This is a genomic window from Empedobacter sp. UBA5987, from assembly GCF_002429865.1.
Taxonomy (GTDB): domain Bacteria; phylum Bacteroidota; class Bacteroidia; order Flavobacteriales; family Weeksellaceae; genus Empedobacter; species Empedobacter falsenii_B.
Map to the genome: position 1 here is coordinate 33,020 of NZ_DJBB01000028.1, position 19,170 is coordinate 52,189.

Consider the following 19,170-nt stretch of genomic DNA (forward strand, 5'->3'; position numbering starts at 1 on the left):
TATGAAAAAATATATCTTAATGCTTTGTACATCTTTTGTTGTGATGAGTTGTAACAAAGAAGAAACAAAACCTGAAGTAGAGCAAAAAGCAACTATTTCTACTTCAATTTTAAAGTTGACAGATGCTCAATTAAAGAATTTTGAAATTGATACAACCTCTTTACGTCATCAGAATTTACCTACAACTATTCGGCTAAATGCAAAGACGGCAGTAACCCCAGAAAATACTATTTCTATCACCAATGCCTTTGGTGGTTATGTGAAACGAATTGCACTAATTCCAGGAAATTATGTCAATAAAGGACAAGTTTTGGTGGTTTTAGAAGATCCGCAGTATATCCAAATGCAAGAAGATTATCTCACAACAAAAGCTTTGTTAGAGCAGGCTAGTGCAGATTATGTTCGTCAAAAGGATTTGAATGCAGAGCAAGCAGCAAGTGACAAAGTGATGCAACAAGCGAAAGCAACACGTCAATCGTTGATGGTAAAGAAAAGTTCCTTGGAACAGAAACTAAGATTAATGAATATCAATCCTTCCTCAGTTTCGTTGAGTAATATCCGACGTACCATCAATGTTTATGCACCGATTAGCGGAATGGTGAGTCAGGTTTTTGCGAATACAGGACAATATATTTCGCCAGCAGATGCGATGTTAGAAATTATTAATCCAGATCGTTCTTTGTTGAATGTAAAAGTATTTGAAAAGGATCTGAGTAACATTCAGATTGGTCAATTTTTGAAAGCTTATACCAATGCAAAACCAGATCAAAAGTTAGATGCGCAAATCACCTCAATTTCAAATCAAGTGAATGAAGATGGAACGGTTGATGTTTTTGCACGAATTACGAATGCGAATGGTACGCGATTAACAGCGAATATGTATTTCAATATCGAATTGCAAGTGAATTCGCTTGACGCGAATGTTTTACCAGAAGAAGCTGTAATTCAGTTTGAAGGAAAAGACTATGTGTTCGAAAGACAAACTAAAAATCAGTTTCGATTAGTTCTTGTAGAAATAGGAGGTTCTGCGAATAAAATGATTGAAATAAAATCTCCTCAAAATTCAGGAAAAGTCTATGTTTCGAAAGGAGCATATAATCTTTTGACTGCGATGAAAAATAGTGGAGAAGGAGATTAGACTTCGAATTATTGAATATAAAAAACGAGCAATTTATTGCTCGTTTTTTATTGAATTTTGTTCTTTTTAAATTAAAATCCAATTAGAAAATTTGCTATATTCATCTCATCTTGATCAATTTCATTAATTTTGGAAAAATGGAAAGTATATGCAAATTTTAGTAATCGAAGATGATAAGCGAATTAGCGATTTTTTAATCAAAGGATTAGAAGAAAATGGACATTTGGTTACGCTTTGTAAAGATGCGGAAACTGTTTTAGATGAATTTCTTACGATTCAGTTTGATTTGATTATTTGTGACATTATGTTGCCAAAAATGGATGGAATTTAGCTTTTCAAACAATTCGTTAAAAAAATATTCGCTCCAATTTTGATATTTAGTGCATTATATACAGTTCAACATAAAGTTTCGGCTTTTGATTATGGTACAGATGATTACATTACAAAACCATTTCATTTCGACGAATTGTTATCGGGAATCAAAGTTTTAAAGCTTGGTAATCAGTTTAGTTCAAAAAAAAATCTGAAAATAAATTGATTTTGATGACTTACAAATTTTTAAATGCAGTTTAGGGAATAAAATTTGATATTCACACCAATGTTTTGGATGTTTACATTTCGAATTCGCATAATAAAATCGAGAAAAATTGTACGAAATATATCCATAGACTAAAAGGTGTTGGTCATCTGTTTAATGTCTAACTTATGAAATTATAACACCGATTAGCGCTTTATTCAGTCATTATTTTGATTGTTTGTTCAGGTAAAGAGTATATTTTACAAGAAAATGATGTTAGTTATACAATAGAAATCCCACAAGCAGCTAAGCTCAATAATCCTTATTTATAAAATTTTTAGACCGTCTTTATTCATCATTGAGATGGTTTTTTATAATCTTTCATTCATGAAAATTACAATTGTAGAGGACGAATTATTGGCGGTTACTTATCTAAAGAATCTTTTAGAGAAACAGTCTATTATAGATGTTTCTTCCATTACAATTTTGCGTACTACAAAGAAAGCAAGGCTTTTTTTAAAGAAAATTCGGTTGATCTTATTTTTATGGATATTGATTTGGGAGATGGAAAAAGTTTCGAAATGTTTCAAGAAGTTGAGATACTAACGCCAATTATTTTTATCACAGCTTATGATGAACATGCTATGAAGGTATTCAATCATTTTACGATAGATTATATTCTTAAACCGTTTGAAGTAGAGGGATTGAGGAATTGCATGTTGCTTTGCAAAAATTTAAAACGATTCGTACAAGCTTCGTTATTTTACCAACTTTACAATCTATTGCAGTTTTAGAGAATTCTCCGTCCGATATTATGTATCGTTTTTTAGTGACAAATGGTAATAAATTACGCTCAGTTGAAGAACATGAAATTGATTATTTTTTTGCTTCGGGAAAACATCTTTTTATAAAAACGAAAGATGAGCTAACCTGTATTTATGATGACACAATAAAGGATATTATAAATAAATTGGATGAGACTATTTTCTTCAAAATCAATCGAAAGTTTATTGTTCACATTGATGCAATTACTGAAATAATAAAACATTCAAGTCAAAAAATTGAAATTCATCTTTAACCAAAATCAGAAGCTGAACAAGCTATTTTTATCAGCAAAACGCAGATTTATAGTTAGATGGATTGGATGAATCGATAAAAAAATCTCACATTTGTGAGATTTTAAAATATTATTTGATCGAAAAATTAATTACAACCATTCATCATCATCTTCTGAATCTTCTAATTCAGCATCGATGAATTGAATATAAAATGCAACAATTTCTCCTTTTTCATTATAACCAAAGTAAGCAGGGTAGATTCCTTCTCCAAAACCAGCTTGAAAAATTGGCGATTTGAATTCTGTATTTGGAATTGTCCAATTGATCCAATCTCCTTCTTCTGACTGATATTTTGGGTTATTTTTAGCGTTTTCTACGAATAATGCATTAAAATAATCATCGTATAAATTTACATCACCTTTGCTCTCGAATTCATCAATAAATTTCACAAAAGAATCTTTTGCTTCTGCATCAACTATCGTTGCTAAACCACTTTCGATAGAAAAACCAAAATATTCTCCTTCTTGTAATTCGTCAATCAACTCAATTCCTTTCATTGCTTCTTCGTAACGAACAGGTTTTTCGTTTGTAAAAGCAACTTTGATACAACCAATCAAATTCTCAACATCACCATCGTCTTCAAATTTTACGATGCTTGCAGTTACAGGAAAATTACCTTTTGGCGTTTCAAGGAAATAAGGATCTTTATCCATTGATAAATATTCTCCCAAAGGATCATTTACAAAGATTTTACCTGATGGTAAAGAAACTTCTCCCATTTCGATTTGGTCGATTTCTACACCTCCAATTTCTTTATCTGTAAAATATTTTTCTAAATCATTAGGAGCTAAAGTGAATTCTCTTTTAGATTCCCAAGTTTTTAACCATTCTGCTGTTGGTTGCATAAATTATTGTTTTTAAGTAGTACAAAATTACATTAAATAATGAGAGTAACTCAACTTTTATATGTTAGTGAAAAATTAAATTATCTTAATTTTTTTCTCAATTCGTTCTTATCAATATCATATTCTAAATGCATGATCGAAATTAAATCATCTTCAGAAAGTAAATTGTTTTTGTAATATTGAATTAAAAATGATTCGATTTTAGAAAATTCATTTAACGATTTTTGTAAAAAATAAGCCTCAATAAATTGATTGTCTTTTGTTTTTAATGTAATCAAATTACTAATTCCGTGCGAACCTTCTGGATTTTCGAACTCACCAAATTCCTTTACAGCTTTTCCTTTGTAATCTTTATTATCAATGACAATAGAAAACAAATCGTTGATTGAAAAAGTTTGATCCTTTAAAGAAATTGTATCTTTTGTAAATGTCAATTTTCCATCAAAATTACCTTTCAATTCTGCCGAAGGTCGCTTAAAATAACCATTCCAATAAGCAACAGCTGTTGCTAAAAGCCCAATAAAAATGTAATAATACGTTTGATTTTTGAACACTTTCAGTTCCAAAAACACAAAACTAATTACAGTAACCGCTAAGAATGATAAGATGACTTTTGCAATCTGTTTATTATTTTTTTTAGGTTTTTCTGGTACAAAAATTTCAAAACTATAACTATCCATGTGCTATTTCTTTACGAACTCTACTTAAACTTTCGGGTGTGATGCCTAAATATGAAGCGATCATCCATTGCGGTATGCGAGAGAGTTGGTTGGGATAAAGACGCATAAATTCTAAATAACGAGTCTTTGCAGATGCACCAAGTAACAAATTAATACGATCTTGTAAACTACGTACATGATTTTGAATTAATTTATTTTGAGCAGCTAAATAATTTGGATTTAATCGAGTGATTAAATCATTCAATTTTTCATTCAATAAAATAACGGTAGAATCTTCTATTGCTTGAATATAAAATTTTGATTGTTGCTTACAAAAAGCACTATTTCTATCACTTACAATCCAATTTTCTGTACCAAATTGTAAAACATGTTCTTTTCCGTTTTCATCTATTGTATAAGAACGAATAACGCCAGATTCTACAAAAAAATAATCTTCGGAATATTCGCCAGGTTCTAAAATAAATTCATTTTTTTTGATGTGTTTTACTACCAAAAATTTTTCAATTTCTACCCATTGTTCTTCTGTGAGATCAATAATATTTGATAAATGTTTTTTATAATTTTCCATATGTATAGGAGTATGCAACAAATTTAAGAGAAATTAATCAATAAAATTGTATCAATATTTGTTACAATTAAAAAATTTGTACTAAATTTGTCCCATCGATATAGAGAAATGAATAATTTAAGATTTGCAACGGCGATTCATATTTTAGTTTTGACTGAAAAATTCAAGGGACAATTAATAACTTCTGATTTTATTGCGGGAAGTATTAATGTGAATCCTGTTGTGGTTCGTCGTGAGATTAAATTCTTGAAAGAAGCAGGTTTCATCGATTCGAAAAAAGGTAAAGAAGGAGGAATTTATTTAGTTAAAGATTCTGCTGATATTTTGTTAGGCGATGTCTATAAAATTGTCAATCAAGAAAATGTTTTTGGGCGAATGAATCATACCAATCCTGAATGTCCAGTTGGTAAACAAATGAATAACAATCTTGAAAAATTATTTGATCATGCTGAATCAGAATTGATTCATTCATTAAATCATAAAACTTTAAAACAATTCTCTGATGAATTTCAGTAAAATTTTTTATCTTTAAATGTAACAAAATTAATTACAATATAAAATTAAATAAAATGAGAGTAGCAGTAATTGGAGCAACAGGTTTTGTAGGCTCACATATCGTAGAAGAATTGGTAAATAGAAATCAATCTATCAAAGCATTTGCTAGAAATACAGACAAGGTTTTAGATAGTAAAAATGTAGCAAAAGTGGCGTTAGATGTAAATGATGTGCAAGCTTTGGCGACAGATTTGAAAGGTGCTGATGTGGTTGTAAGTGCTTTTAATGCTGGTTGGACGAATCCAAATATTTATGAAGATTATTTGAAAGGCGCAAAAGCTATTGAAGAAGCAACTAAATTGGCAGGCGTAAAACGTTTGATTGTTATTGGTGGAGCGGGAAGTTTGTATGTGAATGATCAAAAAGAATTACAAATTGTAGACGCGCCAGATTTTCCTGAACAAATAAAGCAAGGCGCTTTGGCAGCGAGAGATTATTATAATATCTTGAAACAAGATAATGAGTTGGATTGGACAATGTTTTCTCCAGCACCAGAAATGCATCAAGGTACTTCTGGAGAGCGAAAAGGAACATATCGTTTAGGAAATGATGTACCAGTTTTCAATGCAGAAGGACGTAGTATTTTGTCTGTGGAAGATGTTGCAGTGGTGATTGTAGATGAAATTGAAAATGCCAATCATATAAAAAGCAGATTTACAGCAGCTTATTAAGATGTTTGAATAAATTTATAATAAAATTATTTTTATAGGACAATTTTTTGTTTTTGGTACGGTTTGTGAAAAACAGATAGCAAATACAAGAATAATGAAATTGTCAATCGCAATAGGATGTTTAATCCTAAGTTTAGGATTTGTTCTAATATGCTCTTTTCTAAATCTTGGTGTATTTTTTAATCAACTGCTTGGAGTAGTTTTTCTGTTCTGTAGTTTGTTTATGGGATATTTAGGTTTTGTCAATTTATTTGACTACCTAAATCATTCAAGATTATTAAATAAAGGAGTAAAAGTAAAAGCACATATTATTGAAATAAAAAGAGGTTTATTAGGAGAAAATCATTTGCCAGACTATATAGTTGAAGTTTTTTATAAACATCCAAATACTGAAAAAATTTATTATACAGAATTTGAATATTTTGGAGATGTTAACGCAAGTGAGATTTTAAAAAAAGGAAAAGATGTAGACATCTTAATAGATCCTCAAAATCCAGAAAATATTTATTATAAAAATGTAATTTAAAAAGGCTGTCTTATTTGTTAGGACAGCCTTTATTATTTTTATTAGGAATAAAAACTATTGTTTGATATACGTTTTATTTCCGTTGTCGTTGATATAGTATTTTCCACCTTTTGGCCCTACAAAAACTTTGTGCCCATTGTAAGTCCCCGCAGTTGTTGTTTTAGCTACAGTTGTTTTTGTTTCTTTTTTTTCTGAAGCTACTTTTTTATCATTGACTGTTTTAGCAGTTGCATCAGTTTTCTTAGTTGTAGTTGCTTTTACATCCTTTTTTGTTTCTGTTACTTTTTTATCAGTTGTAGCCTTTGTTTTTGCAATTTCTGTTTTAGCAGTCTTAGTTGGAATTTTAGTTTGAGCAAATCCTACAGTAGATCTAGTAAATGCAAATAAGCTAAGCGCGATAGCTGTTTTTTTTAATTAAATTCATTGTAATTTGGTTTTGAATTGTTATTTATATTCAGTTAAAATTTCTATTCAATATTAAATAAATTATCCACCAAAACAACCAAAATAAACTTAAGATTAGCTTAAGAATAATTATTTCAAATGATCCAATAACATTTCTGCTGTAGCTGGGTTTGTTGCTAATGGAATATTGTGTACATCGCACAGTCTCAGTAACATATTTACGTCGGGTTCGTGCGGATGTTTCCCCATTGGATCTCTAAAAAAGAAAACCATATCTGTTTTTCCTTCCACAACACGAGCGGCAATTTGTGCGTCACCACCAAGAGGACCAGATAGATAGCGTGTAACTTTCAAGCCAGTTTGCTCCGCATATTTTCCTGTCGTTCCAGTTGCGATAAATGTGATATTATTTTTATTTAAAGCTTCTTTATGTTTCATTAAAAAATTGACCATTTCAGCTTTTTTTCCATCATGAGCGATCAATGCTATTTCCATATATTTTTTCTATTTAATCTAAAATCTTACTTTTGTACAAAGTTAGCAGAACAATCTTAAATAACGAGTTGTTTTAAGAATTATAAATAGTATACGACTATGAAATTTAATTTATTAACAGTAAAAGAAATTGTAAAATTAACGGCTGATGCTGTTCAAATTTCGTTTGATGTTCCTGAGGAATTACACGAAGAATACAATTTTTTACCTGGACAATATATCACTCTTAATATTAATGGAGAACGAAGAGATTATTCTTTGTGTGAATCTCCTAATGATAAAAAATGGAGCATTGGGGTTAAATCTCAACCAAATGGAAAGATTTCTTCTTATTTAGCAAATGAACTAAAAGTTGGTGATCAATTGGAAGTTTCTACACCAAGTGGACGTTTTACAATTCCAACAAAACCAAACGAAAAACGTACGTTATTAGCTTTTACGGCGGGTAGTGGAATCACGCCAATTATGAGTATGTTAGAGTTTACTTTGCAGACTGAAGAATGGGTAAATTTTCATATTTTTTATGTAAATAGAGATGAAAACTCAATCATGTTCAAAGAGCGTTTGACAGAATTGAAACAAAAATATCCAAACAATGTTTTTATTCATCATTTCTATACGCGTCAAGATCAAGAGAATTTTATTTACAACGGACGAATTGATGAGAAGAAGTTTGATTTAATTTTGAATCAAATTATTGATATCAATGAAGTCGATGAAGCAATGGTTTGTGGACCAGAAGAAATGATTTTGACTTTAGCGAAGAAAATCAATGAAGCGGGAATTATCGAGAAACATATTCATTTCGAAATGTTTAATCCTTCAGTGAAAACAGAAGATATTTTTACAAAACATGACGAAGGACCTCAAACGGTTCAAGTTACTGTAACACTTGATGGAGAAACTTCTGAAGTGACTTGGGATAGAGGAAAAAATTTGATTGATACAATGTTAGACGCTGGTATTGATGCGCCTTATTCATGTAAAGGTGGTGTCTGTTCGTCTTGTATGTGTAAGATAACGGAAGGCGAAGTGCATATCGGAGACAACTATGTATTAACAGATTCTGATTATGAAGAAGGAATGACGTTAGCGTGTATTTCTCGTCCAAAAACAGCTACTTTAGCAATTGATTTTGACGAAGTTTAAGAACAATATATTTTAAATCAAAAAGGCGAGCTGAATTCAGCTCGCCTTTTTGATTTATATATGTTCACTTTTAATTAAAATTCTATCGAAAATATAATTTTAACTTCTAAATCTTTATTTAATTTTCTTCATCAAACATTTCCTTAAAGGAGATAAATTCTCTTCCTGGAAGAATCAAATTTAAAGCAACTCCAATTATAGAAGCCAAAGCCATTCCTTCTAAAGAAAATAAATCTCCAATGTGAATTGCTGCACCACCGATTCCAATAATTAAGATAACAGATGAAATGATTAGGTTTCGTTTAATCTTAAAATCAACTTTATTTTCAATTAACATTCTTAAACCACTCGAAGCAATAATTCCGAATAATAAAATAGAAACGCCACCCATAACTGGTGTTGGAATTGTACTTAATAATGCTGAAACTTTACCACAAAATCCAAATAAAATTGCAAAACAAGCTGCTCCAATAAATACATAAATACTAAAAGCTCTTGTAATAGCTAAAACACCAATATTCTCGCCATACGTTGTGTTTGGAGGTCCACCTAAACAAGCTGCAATCATTGTTGCAATACCATCTCCTAACATCGATTTATCAAGACCTGGATCTTCGATTAAGTCTTTGTTCACGACTTTACTCAAAACTAATTGATGTCCGATATGTTCTGCGATTGGTACAATTGCGACCGGAATCATTAAGAAAATAACATACCAAGACAAAGTTGGTGTGTAATCTACAAAAGGAATGGTAAAATCTGGAATCATAAACCATTTAGCTTCTATAACAGGATTTAGGTCGACAACTCCCATCGTAATTGCAAAAAGATATCCACCAATAATTCCGACCAAAACTGGAATTACACTCAAAAAACCTTTACTGAAAATTGCTGTAATTATCGTGATAATTAAGGTAACAAAACCAATTATAACATAGGTTAAATCATATTCACCAGAAGGATTATTTGTCACCATTTTGATTGCTGTAGAAGCTAATCCCAGACCAATTACCATAATTACTGGACCAACAACAATAGGGGGTAAAAGTCTCATTAACCATTTTGTTCCTGCCGTTGCTATAAATAGTGTGACCAATGAATAAGTAACTCCTACCAAAAAACTACCAACCAAGAAACTTCCTGTCGCAATTCCACTTTCTGGGTTTGTTTCTAAAGCTTTCATTGCGATAATTGGATTGATAAAAGCAAATGAAGATCCCAAATATGAAGGGACTTTTCCTCGTGTAATTAAGATGAAAACTAAAGTTCCGATTCCACTCGAAATTAATGCAATTGCTGGAGACATTCCTGTCAAAGCAGGAACTAAAACTGTTGCACCAAACATTGCAAAAAGATGCTGTATACTTAATAATATACCTTGTCCTAACTTCGGTTTTTCGTCGATCGCTAAGATAATATTTTGGTCATTTTGTTGACTCATTTGTAAAAGAAATTGAAATTGTTTTGTTTGAATGCAAAAGTAGCTCAAAACGATTAATAAGTATAGAAATCATATAACTATTTAGCGAAATCTTGTAAATGGTTTTGGAACAATTCTATCGAAATTTGTAAGACAAAAATCAAAGAGTTATGGAAACAAAAGAATTAAAATTCAAAACAAATATAAATTGTAGTGGTTGCGTGAGCAAAGTGAAACCTTTTTTAGATAAGTTAGATGGTTTAGAAGCTTGGGAAGTTGATACTGATAATCCAGACAAAGTTTTGTCTGTAAAAATTAATCAAGCAACAGACGAAGAAATTATTGATACAATTGAGGAAGTTGGTTTTTCAGCTGAATTAATTGAGGAATAGATATTTTTTTAGGTAGAATGACTTATTTTTTGTGATAGTTTAAGTCAATATAATCTCAAGTTAATCTTGTGTTGACTTGAGATTTTTTATTTTTTCGAAATTGTAGAAAGAAAAGTACGCCCATAGCAAGTTGAAGAATAAATAATAAAATAATCCAAGTATTCATTTTTGCTGCAAAATCAGATAATTGATTGTACATTACATCATATTTATCTACCGAAGTTTCAGCTATATTTTTCACAAACTGTATATCGTTCGATTTTTCAATGAGCATAATTTGTTCACCTTTATAACCTTCATTTTTATTCGGAACGAGTTCAATTTGATTCGGGCTTACAAAAAACAGAAAAACACTAATGATTGTAGATAAAAATAATAGAAAATAATTGATGTATTTCATGGATTATAAAATCTTTCGTAAAGATACATTAACTTTTTTAGATTGTTGTACATGCGCCAAATGATGACTGCAATGCCAAGCATAAATCGCAAGATTTGTTTTTAAATCAATAAATTGATTTGTTTACTGATGACGAAATTTTTTGTCCCAATCGCTTTCAACAAAAGAATTTAACAAAACAACCCAACGTTGATGCAGCCTTCAGAACGATATTATTGTTCGAATTTAGGTTCTGAAAGAGAGGTGATTTCATTCTGAATTTTTTGTGGAAACTCACGAATTGTTAAAATTCATCATTCAATAGATTCTTTGTTAAATGATGTTGAAATTTCAAATTTTCTAGTGTTTTCATATTGTTCTTAAGTTTAAGAAATTTTTACAACTTTACTGATAAAAATTATTCTATTTTGTTAAAACAAGTCACTAACTTTGCAACTTCAAAAAATAATTGTGCAAACCAAACGCATCATAAAATTTGTCACGATACTGATTATTTTTATAATTCAGTTTCTGTTTTTATTTTCGATAATGAACGAAAGAATAGAACATTATCTTGTTCCTTACATTATTGCTGCAATTTGTTTACTTTTGATTGTGGTTTACCGCAAGTTTCCACTGCATCATCACGAATATTCTTTTGATCGTAAAACTTTGGTTTTATGGATTCCTATTGCAGCAATAATTACATATTTGATCAATAATAAATTAGGTTTAGGCGGTGTTTTTTCTGCAGGAATTATAGGAACTTTAGGTTCTTTTTTAACGAAGTTTAATTCTCGTTCAGAATATCTAAAACAAATTGCAGGACCAATTTATTGTGGTGCTTTCATTGGGATGACTTCGCTTGATTTTCAGTATGTTTATTGGATGATTATTTCGGCTGGAGTTTTTACTGCCTTGTTATTTTTTGCTACAAAATCTTTATTTGTTGGTGTGGGTGGAAAGCTAGGAACATTAGCATTTATAGGCGTTTTGTTGAGTATGTTGTTGTTTAAATTAATTGCGGGCTAATGATTATTGAATTTTTAATATTAATGATGTGTTCAATAATAGCTTCATTAATAACATATGAATTAAACATTCGTTTCAAGCAAGGACCAGTTCGAGCCTCTGCAATGATTGCGATGATTGTTGGCGGATTTTTCTATTTCTTTCCAACAATTTTACCTGAGTTTTATACCAAAAATATTCCGTTGTATGTAATCGGTGGAACTTTCATTGGAATGGTATCATCAACCATAAATATCAGTTATTTTTCGTTGGTTTTCTCTCCAATTTTATTTGCAGTTTTATTGCATTATACGAGCAAAATTTTCAATGGTTATGGAGGCGCGTTAGGTACAACAGCTTGCATTTCGTTGATGTGCACAATGGCATTCCCAATTATCACAAAAAATAAAAAGGTAACGTATGGTTATCGACTAATTCGAATTATTTTTAAGAAAAGAAAACGAAATAAAATTATTAAACGTAAAGTTTATTCGTAATTTTACCCATCTAACCTTAGGAAACTTGTAATAGCGAAAGACAGAAAAGTAATGTAAATTACTCCAAATAATTCCATCATTTAATTTCATAATTGCTTGAAATAGATAATTATTGTTGTTCTAATAGATTCCTATATAAATAAAACTAATTAAATAATTTAAAAATTTTGGTAAATAAGGAGGTTTATAGATCATTAAATTATGTCAAATAGCAACATTTAAATACAAAATTATAATGGTAATAATTATAGCAAATAACCATCACTAATTGCAAGTAATTTGTGCTAATTATATAATTCTAAATCCTAAACATTTAATTAATAATTAACAATCAAAATTACCTTTTGGTTTGATTTTTTCATTCAAAAAGTTTAAAAAATTATAAATGAATTTAGATAGAATAGAAGGAACGTGGTATGTTATTTTTACGAACTTTAAAATGTGGTTGTCTGGGGATAAAATAAGACCAACTTTTACATATATGAAAGAAGAAAAAGAAGGTAAATTTTATTTAAGGGACGAAGTGAACTATTTACATAACGGATATATAAAAAGCATTTTAGGGAAAGATGAACCTTTAGACGATGAAAATACAAAATTCAGATGGCAAGGAAATGGATTAAAAAGTGTTTTTAAAAGTAATTGGGAAATTATTTATTTTGACGAAAAATTAGAGTGGCTTATCATTTATTTTGATAAAAGCCTTTTGACTGCTGAAGGTTATGACGTTTTAATAAAAAATAAAATTCCAACTGAAGAACAAATTTCGGCAATCAAATTAAAACTTACGGAACTTAATTTGGCTGATGAATTGACTTCTTTACTTACTTCTCATCAAGAATAAAGAAATATTTATAATAATAATTTTCAAATTATTAATTTTATACCTTTTATTTAATGTGGATTTAGGTCTTTTTTTATTCTTGTAATTTGAAATTATCCCTTATATTTAGTTTAGAATTAAATAGTTTCTAATAAAATGAAGGTAGACTATATTCATGATAAAATTGTAGAAAGTTTATCTTTTGAAGTTCCAATTTTGATTTTAACCATCGAAAAATTAAAAAACATCATCGAAAATAATCCATTCTTAAAGGATTTTAGCATCGATAAAGAGTTTTTGCATTATACATTTTTAGCCAATAAACCTGAGGAAATAAATACTGAAAAAGTTGAAAATTCGAAAACTGAAGATGAACAATATTTTATTGCTGATGATGTCGTTTATTTGTATTGTCCTTCTGGTTACGGAAAAACAAAATTGACCAATAATTTTTTCGAAAATCTATTTAATGTAAGTGCTACTACACGTAATCAAAATACATCAACTGCTTTATTGCAATTGGCATTGATGAGAGAAAATTAAATTACAGATATAAAAAAAACCGTTATTAATCATTTAATAACGGTTTTTTATCTTTTTGAATGACATTATTCAGCGATTAATTTATCTAATAAATCATTAATTTCTTTATCGTTCCAATCTCTCGTTTTTGTTTCTTTCAACACAACTTCACCTTTTTTATTTAAGATATAAGTTGTTGGAAAAACCTTTGGTAACATATTGTTCGAAATTGGACTATTCGGCTCATAAACTGGCATTGTATAATTATTTTTTTGCAAAAAAGGATTGAAAACTGTTGGTTTATCCTGAATTGCAATTAATACAAATTTTACTTTTTGTCCTTTTGCTTCATACAATTTCTGAATTGTTGGCATTTCTGCAACACAAGGAGGACACCAGCTTCCCCAAAAATTTATGAAAATAACTTCACCACTTTTCTTGAAATCAATCAAGTTTGTATTCGCTACGCCGTTATGACCAATTAAATTAATGTCATAATCACTTTCTGTTAATTCTATATCAGAACCAGCAACGTGGCTATTGTCTTCCATTTTACTTTTAAAAAATGTACCGATTGGCGTAAACATAATAGCGACTAAAGCGACAACTACAACGATGGCAAAAATAATTTGCTTATTTCCTTTCATTTTTCTTTTTCAATAAAATCTTACACAAAGATGCGAACAAATAACAAGTTGAACAAATTGAAAAAAATGATTAATTACCGATGTTTTCGTCAATCAAATCTAAAATTTCATTTACAATATCTTCACCTTTATTATTGTTGTAATATTTTTGTAAATCTTCGTGAAAATCATCTGCCGAATACGTATCAGGATTACTTTTGAAACGCGCCAACATTTCCATTCCAGCTTGTGGACGAGGACCAAAACGGAAAGCTTCTTCATTTTCATCATTCACTCCAATAATAATCGGAATAGAAGCTGCACCATTTGTTTTGTATTTTTCCATCAACTCCATGTTTTCATCACGTAAAACATAATGCGTCGAAACTTGAAGTGCATTTGCCAATTTCTCCACAACAGGTAAAATTTGAGATGCATCTCCACACCAACCTTCTGTAATTACTAATAATTTTAAATTATTTGTAGTTGATTTAACGCGTATTTCTTGAGCAGGATTTAAACTGAATGTTTTAAAAATTCTGTTCATGCGTTGCAATCCCAAAGCATAATATTGTACATATTCTTTCGGATCATCGTTTTCGATTTCGTTTTCCAAATCATCTTCAACGCGTGTGATATAATCTTCGTATGATAAACCTTTGTTGATGTATTCTGTTAAATTCATTTGATTCTAATTTGTTACAAATATAATGCAATTCTACGAGCTTATTTTGTAACAATGATGACATTGTTTGTCGTTAAAAATTGGTAAATTGCGACTTTCGAAAGTAGAAAAATGTATCAAAATCCATTAAAAAAAACAATAGAATATTTAAAAGGTGCTGGACCTGAGCGTGCTAAAACATTGCAAAGTGAATTCAGAATTTTTAGATACGAAGATTTGATACAACATTTTCCTTTTCGTTATGTTGATAAATCAAAATTCTATAAAATTTCTGAAATTTCTTCAACAGCTGCCGAAATTCAATTGAAAGGTAAAATTGTTAGTTTAGAAGAAATTAATCAAGGAAAAGTAAAACGTTTGGTTGGGAAATTTCAAGATGGGACAGGAACTTTAGAATTGGTTTGGTTCAAAGTTTCTTCTTGGCAAAAGGAGAAATTGAGAAATGATCTTTTCAAAGAAGTTGTCATTTACGGAAAACCAAATGTATTCAATAATAATTTCAGTATCACACATCCTGAAATTGAATTAGTTGAAGATGCTAAAAATATTCCGCTTGGATTATTTCCTGTTTATCCAAGTACCGAAAAGTTGACAAAAAAAGGAATAACGAATCGTGTTCTTCAGAAAATGATGATGAATCTTTTTGCTGAAAATAATGATATTCCTGAGAATTTACCATTAAATGTTCTCGATCATTATAAATTAGTTGGAAGAAATGAAGCCTTAAAAGCAATTCATTTTCCAAAAGATGTAACAGAATTAAATGCGGCAATTCGACGTCTAAAATTTGAAGAATTTTTCTTTCTAAATCTTGCTAATCTCTCTCAAAAAGCAGTCAATAAACAAAAGAATAGAAGTAATCCTTTTCCAGAAATTGGTCGTTATTTCAATACATTTTACAATGAATATTTACCTTTTGAATTGACAAATGCACAAAAAAGAGTGATAAAAGAAATTCGTTTTGATCTTCGTCAACCTGCGCAAATGAATCGTTTGTTGCAAGGTGATGTTGGTTCTGGAAAAACGATGGTTGCGTTGTTAACGATATTGATTGCAGTTGACAATGGTTTTCAGGCGGCTTTAATTGCGCCAACCGAAATTCTTGCACAACAACATTACGAAAGCATTACAGAATTGCTGAATGGTTTGGATATTTCGGTTGAATTATTAACGGGTTCAGTGACAAAGAAAAAACGTCAACCTATTTTAGAAAACCTTGAAAATGGAAACCTTAAAATCATTATTGGGACGCATGCTTTGTTGGAAGATAATGTGATTTTTCAGAATTTAGGATTAGCGATTATTGATGAACAACATCGTTTTGGAGTCGCTCAACGTGCTAAATTTTGGAGAAAAGCTAAACTACCACCACATATTTTAGTGATGACAGCCACACCAATTCCACGTACACTTTCGATGACAATGTATGGCGATTTGGATGTTTCGGTGATTGATGAATTGCCAAAAGGACGAAAACCAATTAAAACGCTTCATAAAACGGATGCGCATCGTTTAAGTGTTTTCAAATTTATGAAAGATGAGATTGCGAAAGGTCGTCAAATTTATGTGGTTTATCCACTAATTGAAGAATCAGCAAAGTTAGAATTGAAAGATTTGATGGATGGTTACGAGAGTATTTCTCGTACTTTTCCGTTGCCAGAATATGCGATAAGTATTGTGCATGGTCGTCAAAAACCTGCGGATAAAGAATTTGAAATGAATCGTTTCAAAAATAATGAAACCCAAATTTTGGTGGCAACAACTGTGATAGAAGTTGGTGTAAATGTCCCAAATGCGTCGGTGATGATTATTGAAAATTCTGAACGTTTTGGTCTTTCTCAATTGCATCAGCTTCGTGGTCGTGTAGGTCGTGGTGCGGAACAATCGTATTGTATTTTGATGACAGGTGGAAAATTGAATGAAGTTTCGAAACGTAGAATTCAGACAATGTGTGAAACTAATGATGGTTTTCAGGTAGCGGAAGTTGACTTGGAATTGCGTGGTCCTGGTGATATGATGGGAACGCAACAAAGTGGAGTTCTCAACCTTAAAATTGCTGATTTAGCGAAAGACAAAGAGGTTTTGTATGCTGCAAGAAAATGTGTAGAAGCTATTCTTTCACAAGATCCAACACTTTCTTTACCAGTTAACGAACCAACAAAAAAATATTTTATTGAAAATCATAAAGATAAAGTAGGATGGAGTCAAATTTCTTAAAATTTAACATTAAGGAAACGATTTGTATAATTTTTTGGTATAATTTATGTTTGTTTAAAAACAAATATAAAACACTGAATTTTATTAGAAACTTTTAATTTTATCAGTTGTGTTAAATGAAATTAACATTAAAAATTATTTTTAACACAATATTAGCGTCAACCAAAAAATTATAGATTATGATGTACACAAATTTAGAACTTATCAGAACTCCACAAGGAGTAGAGGTTGAAGGAAATTCACTATGGATGTTCAATCAGCATTTGAATTTAATGGTATTAATAGCTAATGAATCGATAAAAATTAAACCTTCTATGTCTTTTCAACGATTTAGAAAAAATTAAATAATATCTCTCAAAACCGCTAAATAAGCGGTTTTTTTTATTTCTAAAATTCTTAATCATTTTTATATATTCATTTATTGCGAAATAATATATCAGCTTTTTCTTCCTTGTTAAGGATTGGGTTATAATTATTATAAAAAATAATTCTATCTAATAGATTTTTATAGATTTAATTTATAATTATAGTCGATTTAGTTTTGCTCTGTCTTAAAATGATAAATAAAGAATAAAACTATAATTATGATCAAAAGAATTTTAGTATTAAGTTTAGCATTCCTTTGTACGATTGGATTTGCCCAACAATTAACAACAAACACAGGCGCTCCAGTTGGAGATAATCAAAATTCTAAAACAATCGGAAATAACGGACAAGTTTTGTTGGAGGACATTCATTTAATTGAAAAATTAGCAGCATTTGATCGCGAACGTATTCCAGAACGTGTTGTTCATGCGCGTGGAGCTGGAGCTTTCGGAGAATTTGTAGCTGATAAAGATTTTTCTGATGTGACAATGGCTGATTTCTTGTCAACAGCTGGTAAAAAAACACCATTATTTGTACGTTTTTCAACTGTAACGCATCAACAAGGTTCGCCAGAAACTTATCGTGATCCACGTGGATTTGCTGTTAAATTTTACACAGAACTAGGAAATTACGATTTAGTTGGAAACAATTTACCTGTTTTCTTTATTCGAGATGCGATCAAATTCCCAGATATGGTGCATGCTTTCAGGCCATCTCCTGTAACAAATGGCGCATCTGATCCAAATCGTGTATTTGATTTCTTCTCTAATTTGCCAGAATCTACGCATATGTTAACGTGGTTGTTTTCAGATTACGGAATTCCAGCAAATTTTCGTCAAATGGAAGGAAATGGTGTACATGCTTACAAATGGGTAAATTCAAAAGGTGAAGTGACTTATGTGAAATACAAATGGGTTCCTCAACAAGAAACGAAAAATTTAACGCAAGAAGAAGCGGATAAAATTCAATCGACTGCAATTGAGCATGCAACATTAGATTTGCGTAATGAAATTGAGAAAGGAAACTTTCCGAAATGGGATTTATATGTTCAATTATTGAAACGAGAAGATTTTGATAAATTAGATTTCAATCCTGTTGATGTAACGAAAATTTGGCCAGAATCTGTTGCAAAATTAGTTAAAGTTGGAACAATGACATTGAATGAGAATCCAACGAATTATTTTCAACAAGTTGAACAAGCAGCATTTGCTCCAGCTACGTTGGTTCCAGGAATTGAAGCTTCTGAAGATAAATTGTTACAAGGTCGTATGTTTTCCTATTCTGATACGCAACGTCATCGTTTAACGGGTAATTTCTAACAAATTCCTGTTAATGCACTAAAAAAAGTGTAAAAACATATAATCAAGACGGATATATGTCGATCCGTGAGCAAAAAGGTGATGTAAATTATCAACCTTCAACTAATCTTCCTGAGGTTGTAGATAATGCAAAATTCAAATATTCAAAATCTTTTTTTCCTGCAGGAGCTATAACAACTCAGCATGTCATTGATAAAGGAAAATAACTTTGTACAAGCTGGAGATTTTGTAATCTCCCCCTTGTTA

The 19,170-nt window shown here is 30.4% G+C and carries 24 protein-coding genes and 1 pseudogene; 17 read left to right on the forward strand and 8 right to left on the reverse strand.

Annotation, left to right across the window (positions count from 1 at the left end; translation table 11 throughout):
• Position 1: 1 nt before the first annotated feature.
• From B3J26_RS04570 to B3J26_RS04585, 4 genes are all read left to right on the forward strand, one after another.
• On the forward strand, positions 2-1,138 hold the full coding sequence (locus tag B3J26_RS04570; protein ID WP_125349493.1) for an efflux RND transporter periplasmic adaptor subunit: 1,137 nt from the start codon (positions 2-4) through the stop codon (positions 1,136-1,138).
• 148 nt (positions 1,139-1,286) lie between these two features.
• A complete protein-coding gene (locus B3J26_RS04575) occupies positions 1,287-1,469 on the forward strand; it encodes a response regulator (protein ID WP_291073475.1) in 183 nt (60 codons plus the stop codon).
• Between the two features lie 731 nt (positions 1,470-2,200).
• Positions 2,201-2,449 carry a LytR/AlgR family response regulator transcription factor gene (locus B3J26_RS04580; RefSeq protein WP_291062467.1) on the forward strand — a complete coding sequence of 83 codons (249 nt, stop codon included), beginning with the start codon at positions 2,201-2,203 and terminating at the stop codon, positions 2,447-2,449.
• Positions 2,380-2,733 carry a LytR/AlgR family response regulator transcription factor gene (locus B3J26_RS04585; RefSeq protein WP_291062469.1) on the forward strand — a complete coding sequence of 118 codons (354 nt, stop codon included), beginning with the start codon at positions 2,380-2,382 and terminating at the stop codon, positions 2,731-2,733. The genes B3J26_RS04580 and B3J26_RS04585 overlap by 70 nt, the downstream gene beginning before the upstream one ends.
• 129 nt (positions 2,734-2,862) lie before the next feature.
• Here B3J26_RS04585 and B3J26_RS04590 read toward each other — a convergent pair whose 3' ends face one another.
• The 3 genes from B3J26_RS04590 to B3J26_RS04600 form a co-directional block, all read right to left on the reverse strand.
• A complete protein-coding gene (locus tag B3J26_RS04590; RefSeq protein WP_038335748.1) occupies positions 2,863-3,618 on the reverse strand; it encodes a DUF4241 domain-containing protein in 756 nt (251 codons plus the stop codon).
• An 80-nt stretch (positions 3,619-3,698) separates the two neighbouring features.
• Positions 3,699-4,298 (reverse strand): hypothetical protein, encoded by a 600-nt coding sequence (locus tag B3J26_RS04595; protein ID WP_291073477.1) that lies wholly within the window; start codon positions 4,296-4,298, stop codon positions 3,699-3,701.
• Positions 4,291-4,866, reverse strand: coding sequence for a Crp/Fnr family transcriptional regulator (locus B3J26_RS04600; RefSeq protein WP_280051264.1), 576 nt, complete (start codon positions 4,864-4,866; stop codon positions 4,291-4,293). The genes B3J26_RS04595 and B3J26_RS04600 overlap by 8 nt, the downstream gene beginning before the upstream one ends.
• A gap of 108 nt (positions 4,867-4,974) precedes the next feature.
• Here B3J26_RS04600 and B3J26_RS04605 point away from each other — a divergent pair, with 108 nt between their 5' ends.
• The 4 genes from B3J26_RS04605 (at position 4,975) to B3J26_RS04620 (ending at position 6,970) form a co-directional block, all read left to right on the forward strand.
• Positions 4,975-5,382, forward strand: coding sequence for an RrF2 family transcriptional regulator (locus tag B3J26_RS04605; protein ID WP_291073479.1), 408 nt, complete (start codon positions 4,975-4,977; stop codon positions 5,380-5,382).
• Positions 5,383-5,435: 53 nt separating this feature from the next.
• Positions 5,436-6,092, forward strand: a complete 657-nt coding sequence (locus B3J26_RS04610; protein ID WP_291073481.1) for an NAD(P)-dependent oxidoreductase — start codon at positions 5,436-5,438, stop codon at positions 6,090-6,092.
• A gap of 94 nt (positions 6,093-6,186) precedes the next feature.
• The gene (locus tag B3J26_RS04615; protein WP_291073483.1) at positions 6,187-6,618 is read left to right on the forward strand and encodes a hypothetical protein; all 432 of its coding nucleotides are present in this window, start codon (positions 6,187-6,189) and stop codon (positions 6,616-6,618) included.
• 211 nt (positions 6,619-6,829) lie between these two features.
• Complete coding sequence (locus tag B3J26_RS04620) at positions 6,830-6,970, forward strand: hypothetical protein (RefSeq protein WP_291062477.1); 141 nt, start codon at positions 6,830-6,832, stop codon at positions 6,968-6,970.
• A 182-nt stretch (positions 6,971-7,152) separates the two neighbouring features.
• Here B3J26_RS04620 and B3J26_RS04625 read toward each other — a convergent pair whose 3' ends face one another.
• The gene (locus tag B3J26_RS04625) at positions 7,153-7,518 is read right to left on the reverse strand and encodes a methylglyoxal synthase (protein ID WP_019973715.1); all 366 of its coding nucleotides are present in this window, start codon (positions 7,516-7,518) and stop codon (positions 7,153-7,155) included.
• 99 nt (positions 7,519-7,617) lie between these two features.
• Between B3J26_RS04625 and B3J26_RS04630 the strand changes: the two genes are divergently transcribed.
• On the forward strand, positions 7,618-8,667 hold the full coding sequence (locus B3J26_RS04630; RefSeq protein ID WP_125349352.1) for a 2Fe-2S iron-sulfur cluster-binding protein: 1,050 nt from the start codon (positions 7,618-7,620) through the stop codon (positions 8,665-8,667).
• 118 nt (positions 8,668-8,785) lie between these two features.
• Here the strand turns inward: B3J26_RS04630 and B3J26_RS04635 are convergent, their stop codons facing one another.
• The gene (locus B3J26_RS04635; RefSeq protein WP_291073485.1) at positions 8,786-10,108 is read right to left on the reverse strand and encodes a solute carrier family 23 protein; all 1,323 of its coding nucleotides are present in this window, start codon (positions 10,106-10,108) and stop codon (positions 8,786-8,788) included.
• Positions 10,109-10,257: 149 nt separating this feature from the next.
• Here B3J26_RS04635 and B3J26_RS04640 point away from each other — a divergent pair, with 149 nt between their 5' ends.
• A complete protein-coding gene (locus tag B3J26_RS04640) occupies positions 10,258-10,479 on the forward strand; it encodes a heavy-metal-associated domain-containing protein (RefSeq protein ID WP_038335762.1) in 222 nt (73 codons plus the stop codon).
• A 55-nt stretch (positions 10,480-10,534) separates the two neighbouring features.
• On the opposite strand, the gene B3J26_RS04645 is transcribed toward B3J26_RS04640, so the two are convergent.
• Positions 10,535-10,879 carry a hypothetical protein gene (locus tag B3J26_RS04645; protein ID WP_291073487.1) on the reverse strand — a complete coding sequence of 115 codons (345 nt, stop codon included), beginning with the start codon at positions 10,877-10,879 and terminating at the stop codon, positions 10,535-10,537.
• A 528-nt stretch (positions 10,880-11,407) separates the two neighbouring features.
• Between B3J26_RS04645 and B3J26_RS04650 the strand changes: the two genes are divergently transcribed.
• The 4 genes from B3J26_RS04650 (at position 11,408) to B3J26_RS04665 (ending at position 13,732) form a co-directional block, all read left to right on the forward strand.
• Positions 11,408-11,890 carry a hypothetical protein gene (locus B3J26_RS04650; RefSeq protein WP_291062480.1) on the forward strand — a complete coding sequence of 161 codons (483 nt, stop codon included), beginning with the start codon at positions 11,408-11,410 and terminating at the stop codon, positions 11,888-11,890.
• Between the two features lie 23 nt (positions 11,891-11,913).
• Positions 11,914-12,366 carry a hypothetical protein gene (locus tag B3J26_RS04655; protein ID WP_291062482.1) on the forward strand — a complete coding sequence of 151 codons (453 nt, stop codon included), beginning with the start codon at positions 11,914-11,916 and terminating at the stop codon, positions 12,364-12,366.
• 385 nt (positions 12,367-12,751) lie between these two features.
• Positions 12,752-13,210, forward strand: a complete 459-nt coding sequence (locus B3J26_RS04660; protein ID WP_291062484.1) for a lipocalin family protein — start codon at positions 12,752-12,754, stop codon at positions 13,208-13,210.
• 135 nt (positions 13,211-13,345) lie between these two features.
• A complete protein-coding gene (locus tag B3J26_RS04665) occupies positions 13,346-13,732 on the forward strand; it encodes a DUF1697 domain-containing protein (RefSeq protein ID WP_291073489.1) in 387 nt (128 codons plus the stop codon).
• Between the two features lie 65 nt (positions 13,733-13,797).
• Here B3J26_RS04665 and B3J26_RS04670 read toward each other — a convergent pair whose 3' ends face one another.
• Entirely contained in the window at positions 13,798-14,358 is a 561-nt protein-coding gene (locus B3J26_RS04670) for a TlpA family protein disulfide reductase (RefSeq protein ID WP_291073490.1), read from the reverse strand.
• Between the two features lie 70 nt (positions 14,359-14,428).
• On the reverse strand, positions 14,429-15,022 hold the full coding sequence (locus B3J26_RS04675; protein WP_115000253.1) for a thioredoxin family protein: 594 nt from the start codon (positions 15,020-15,022) through the stop codon (positions 14,429-14,431).
• Between the two features lie 111 nt (positions 15,023-15,133).
• Between B3J26_RS04675 and recG the strand changes: the two genes are divergently transcribed.
• The 3 genes and pseudogenes from recG to B3J26_RS04690 form a co-directional block, all read left to right on the forward strand.
• Positions 15,134-17,239 (forward strand): ATP-dependent DNA helicase RecG, encoded by a 2,106-nt coding sequence (gene recG, locus B3J26_RS04680; RefSeq protein WP_291073492.1) that lies wholly within the window; start codon positions 15,134-15,136, stop codon positions 17,237-17,239.
• 179 nt (positions 17,240-17,418) lie between these two features.
• A complete protein-coding gene (locus B3J26_RS04685; protein ID WP_181816300.1) occupies positions 17,419-17,583 on the forward strand; it encodes a hypothetical protein in 165 nt (54 codons plus the stop codon).
• Between the two features lie 240 nt (positions 17,584-17,823).
• Positions 17,824-19,170: pseudogene (locus B3J26_RS04690) on the forward strand (catalase); the annotation flags it as partial.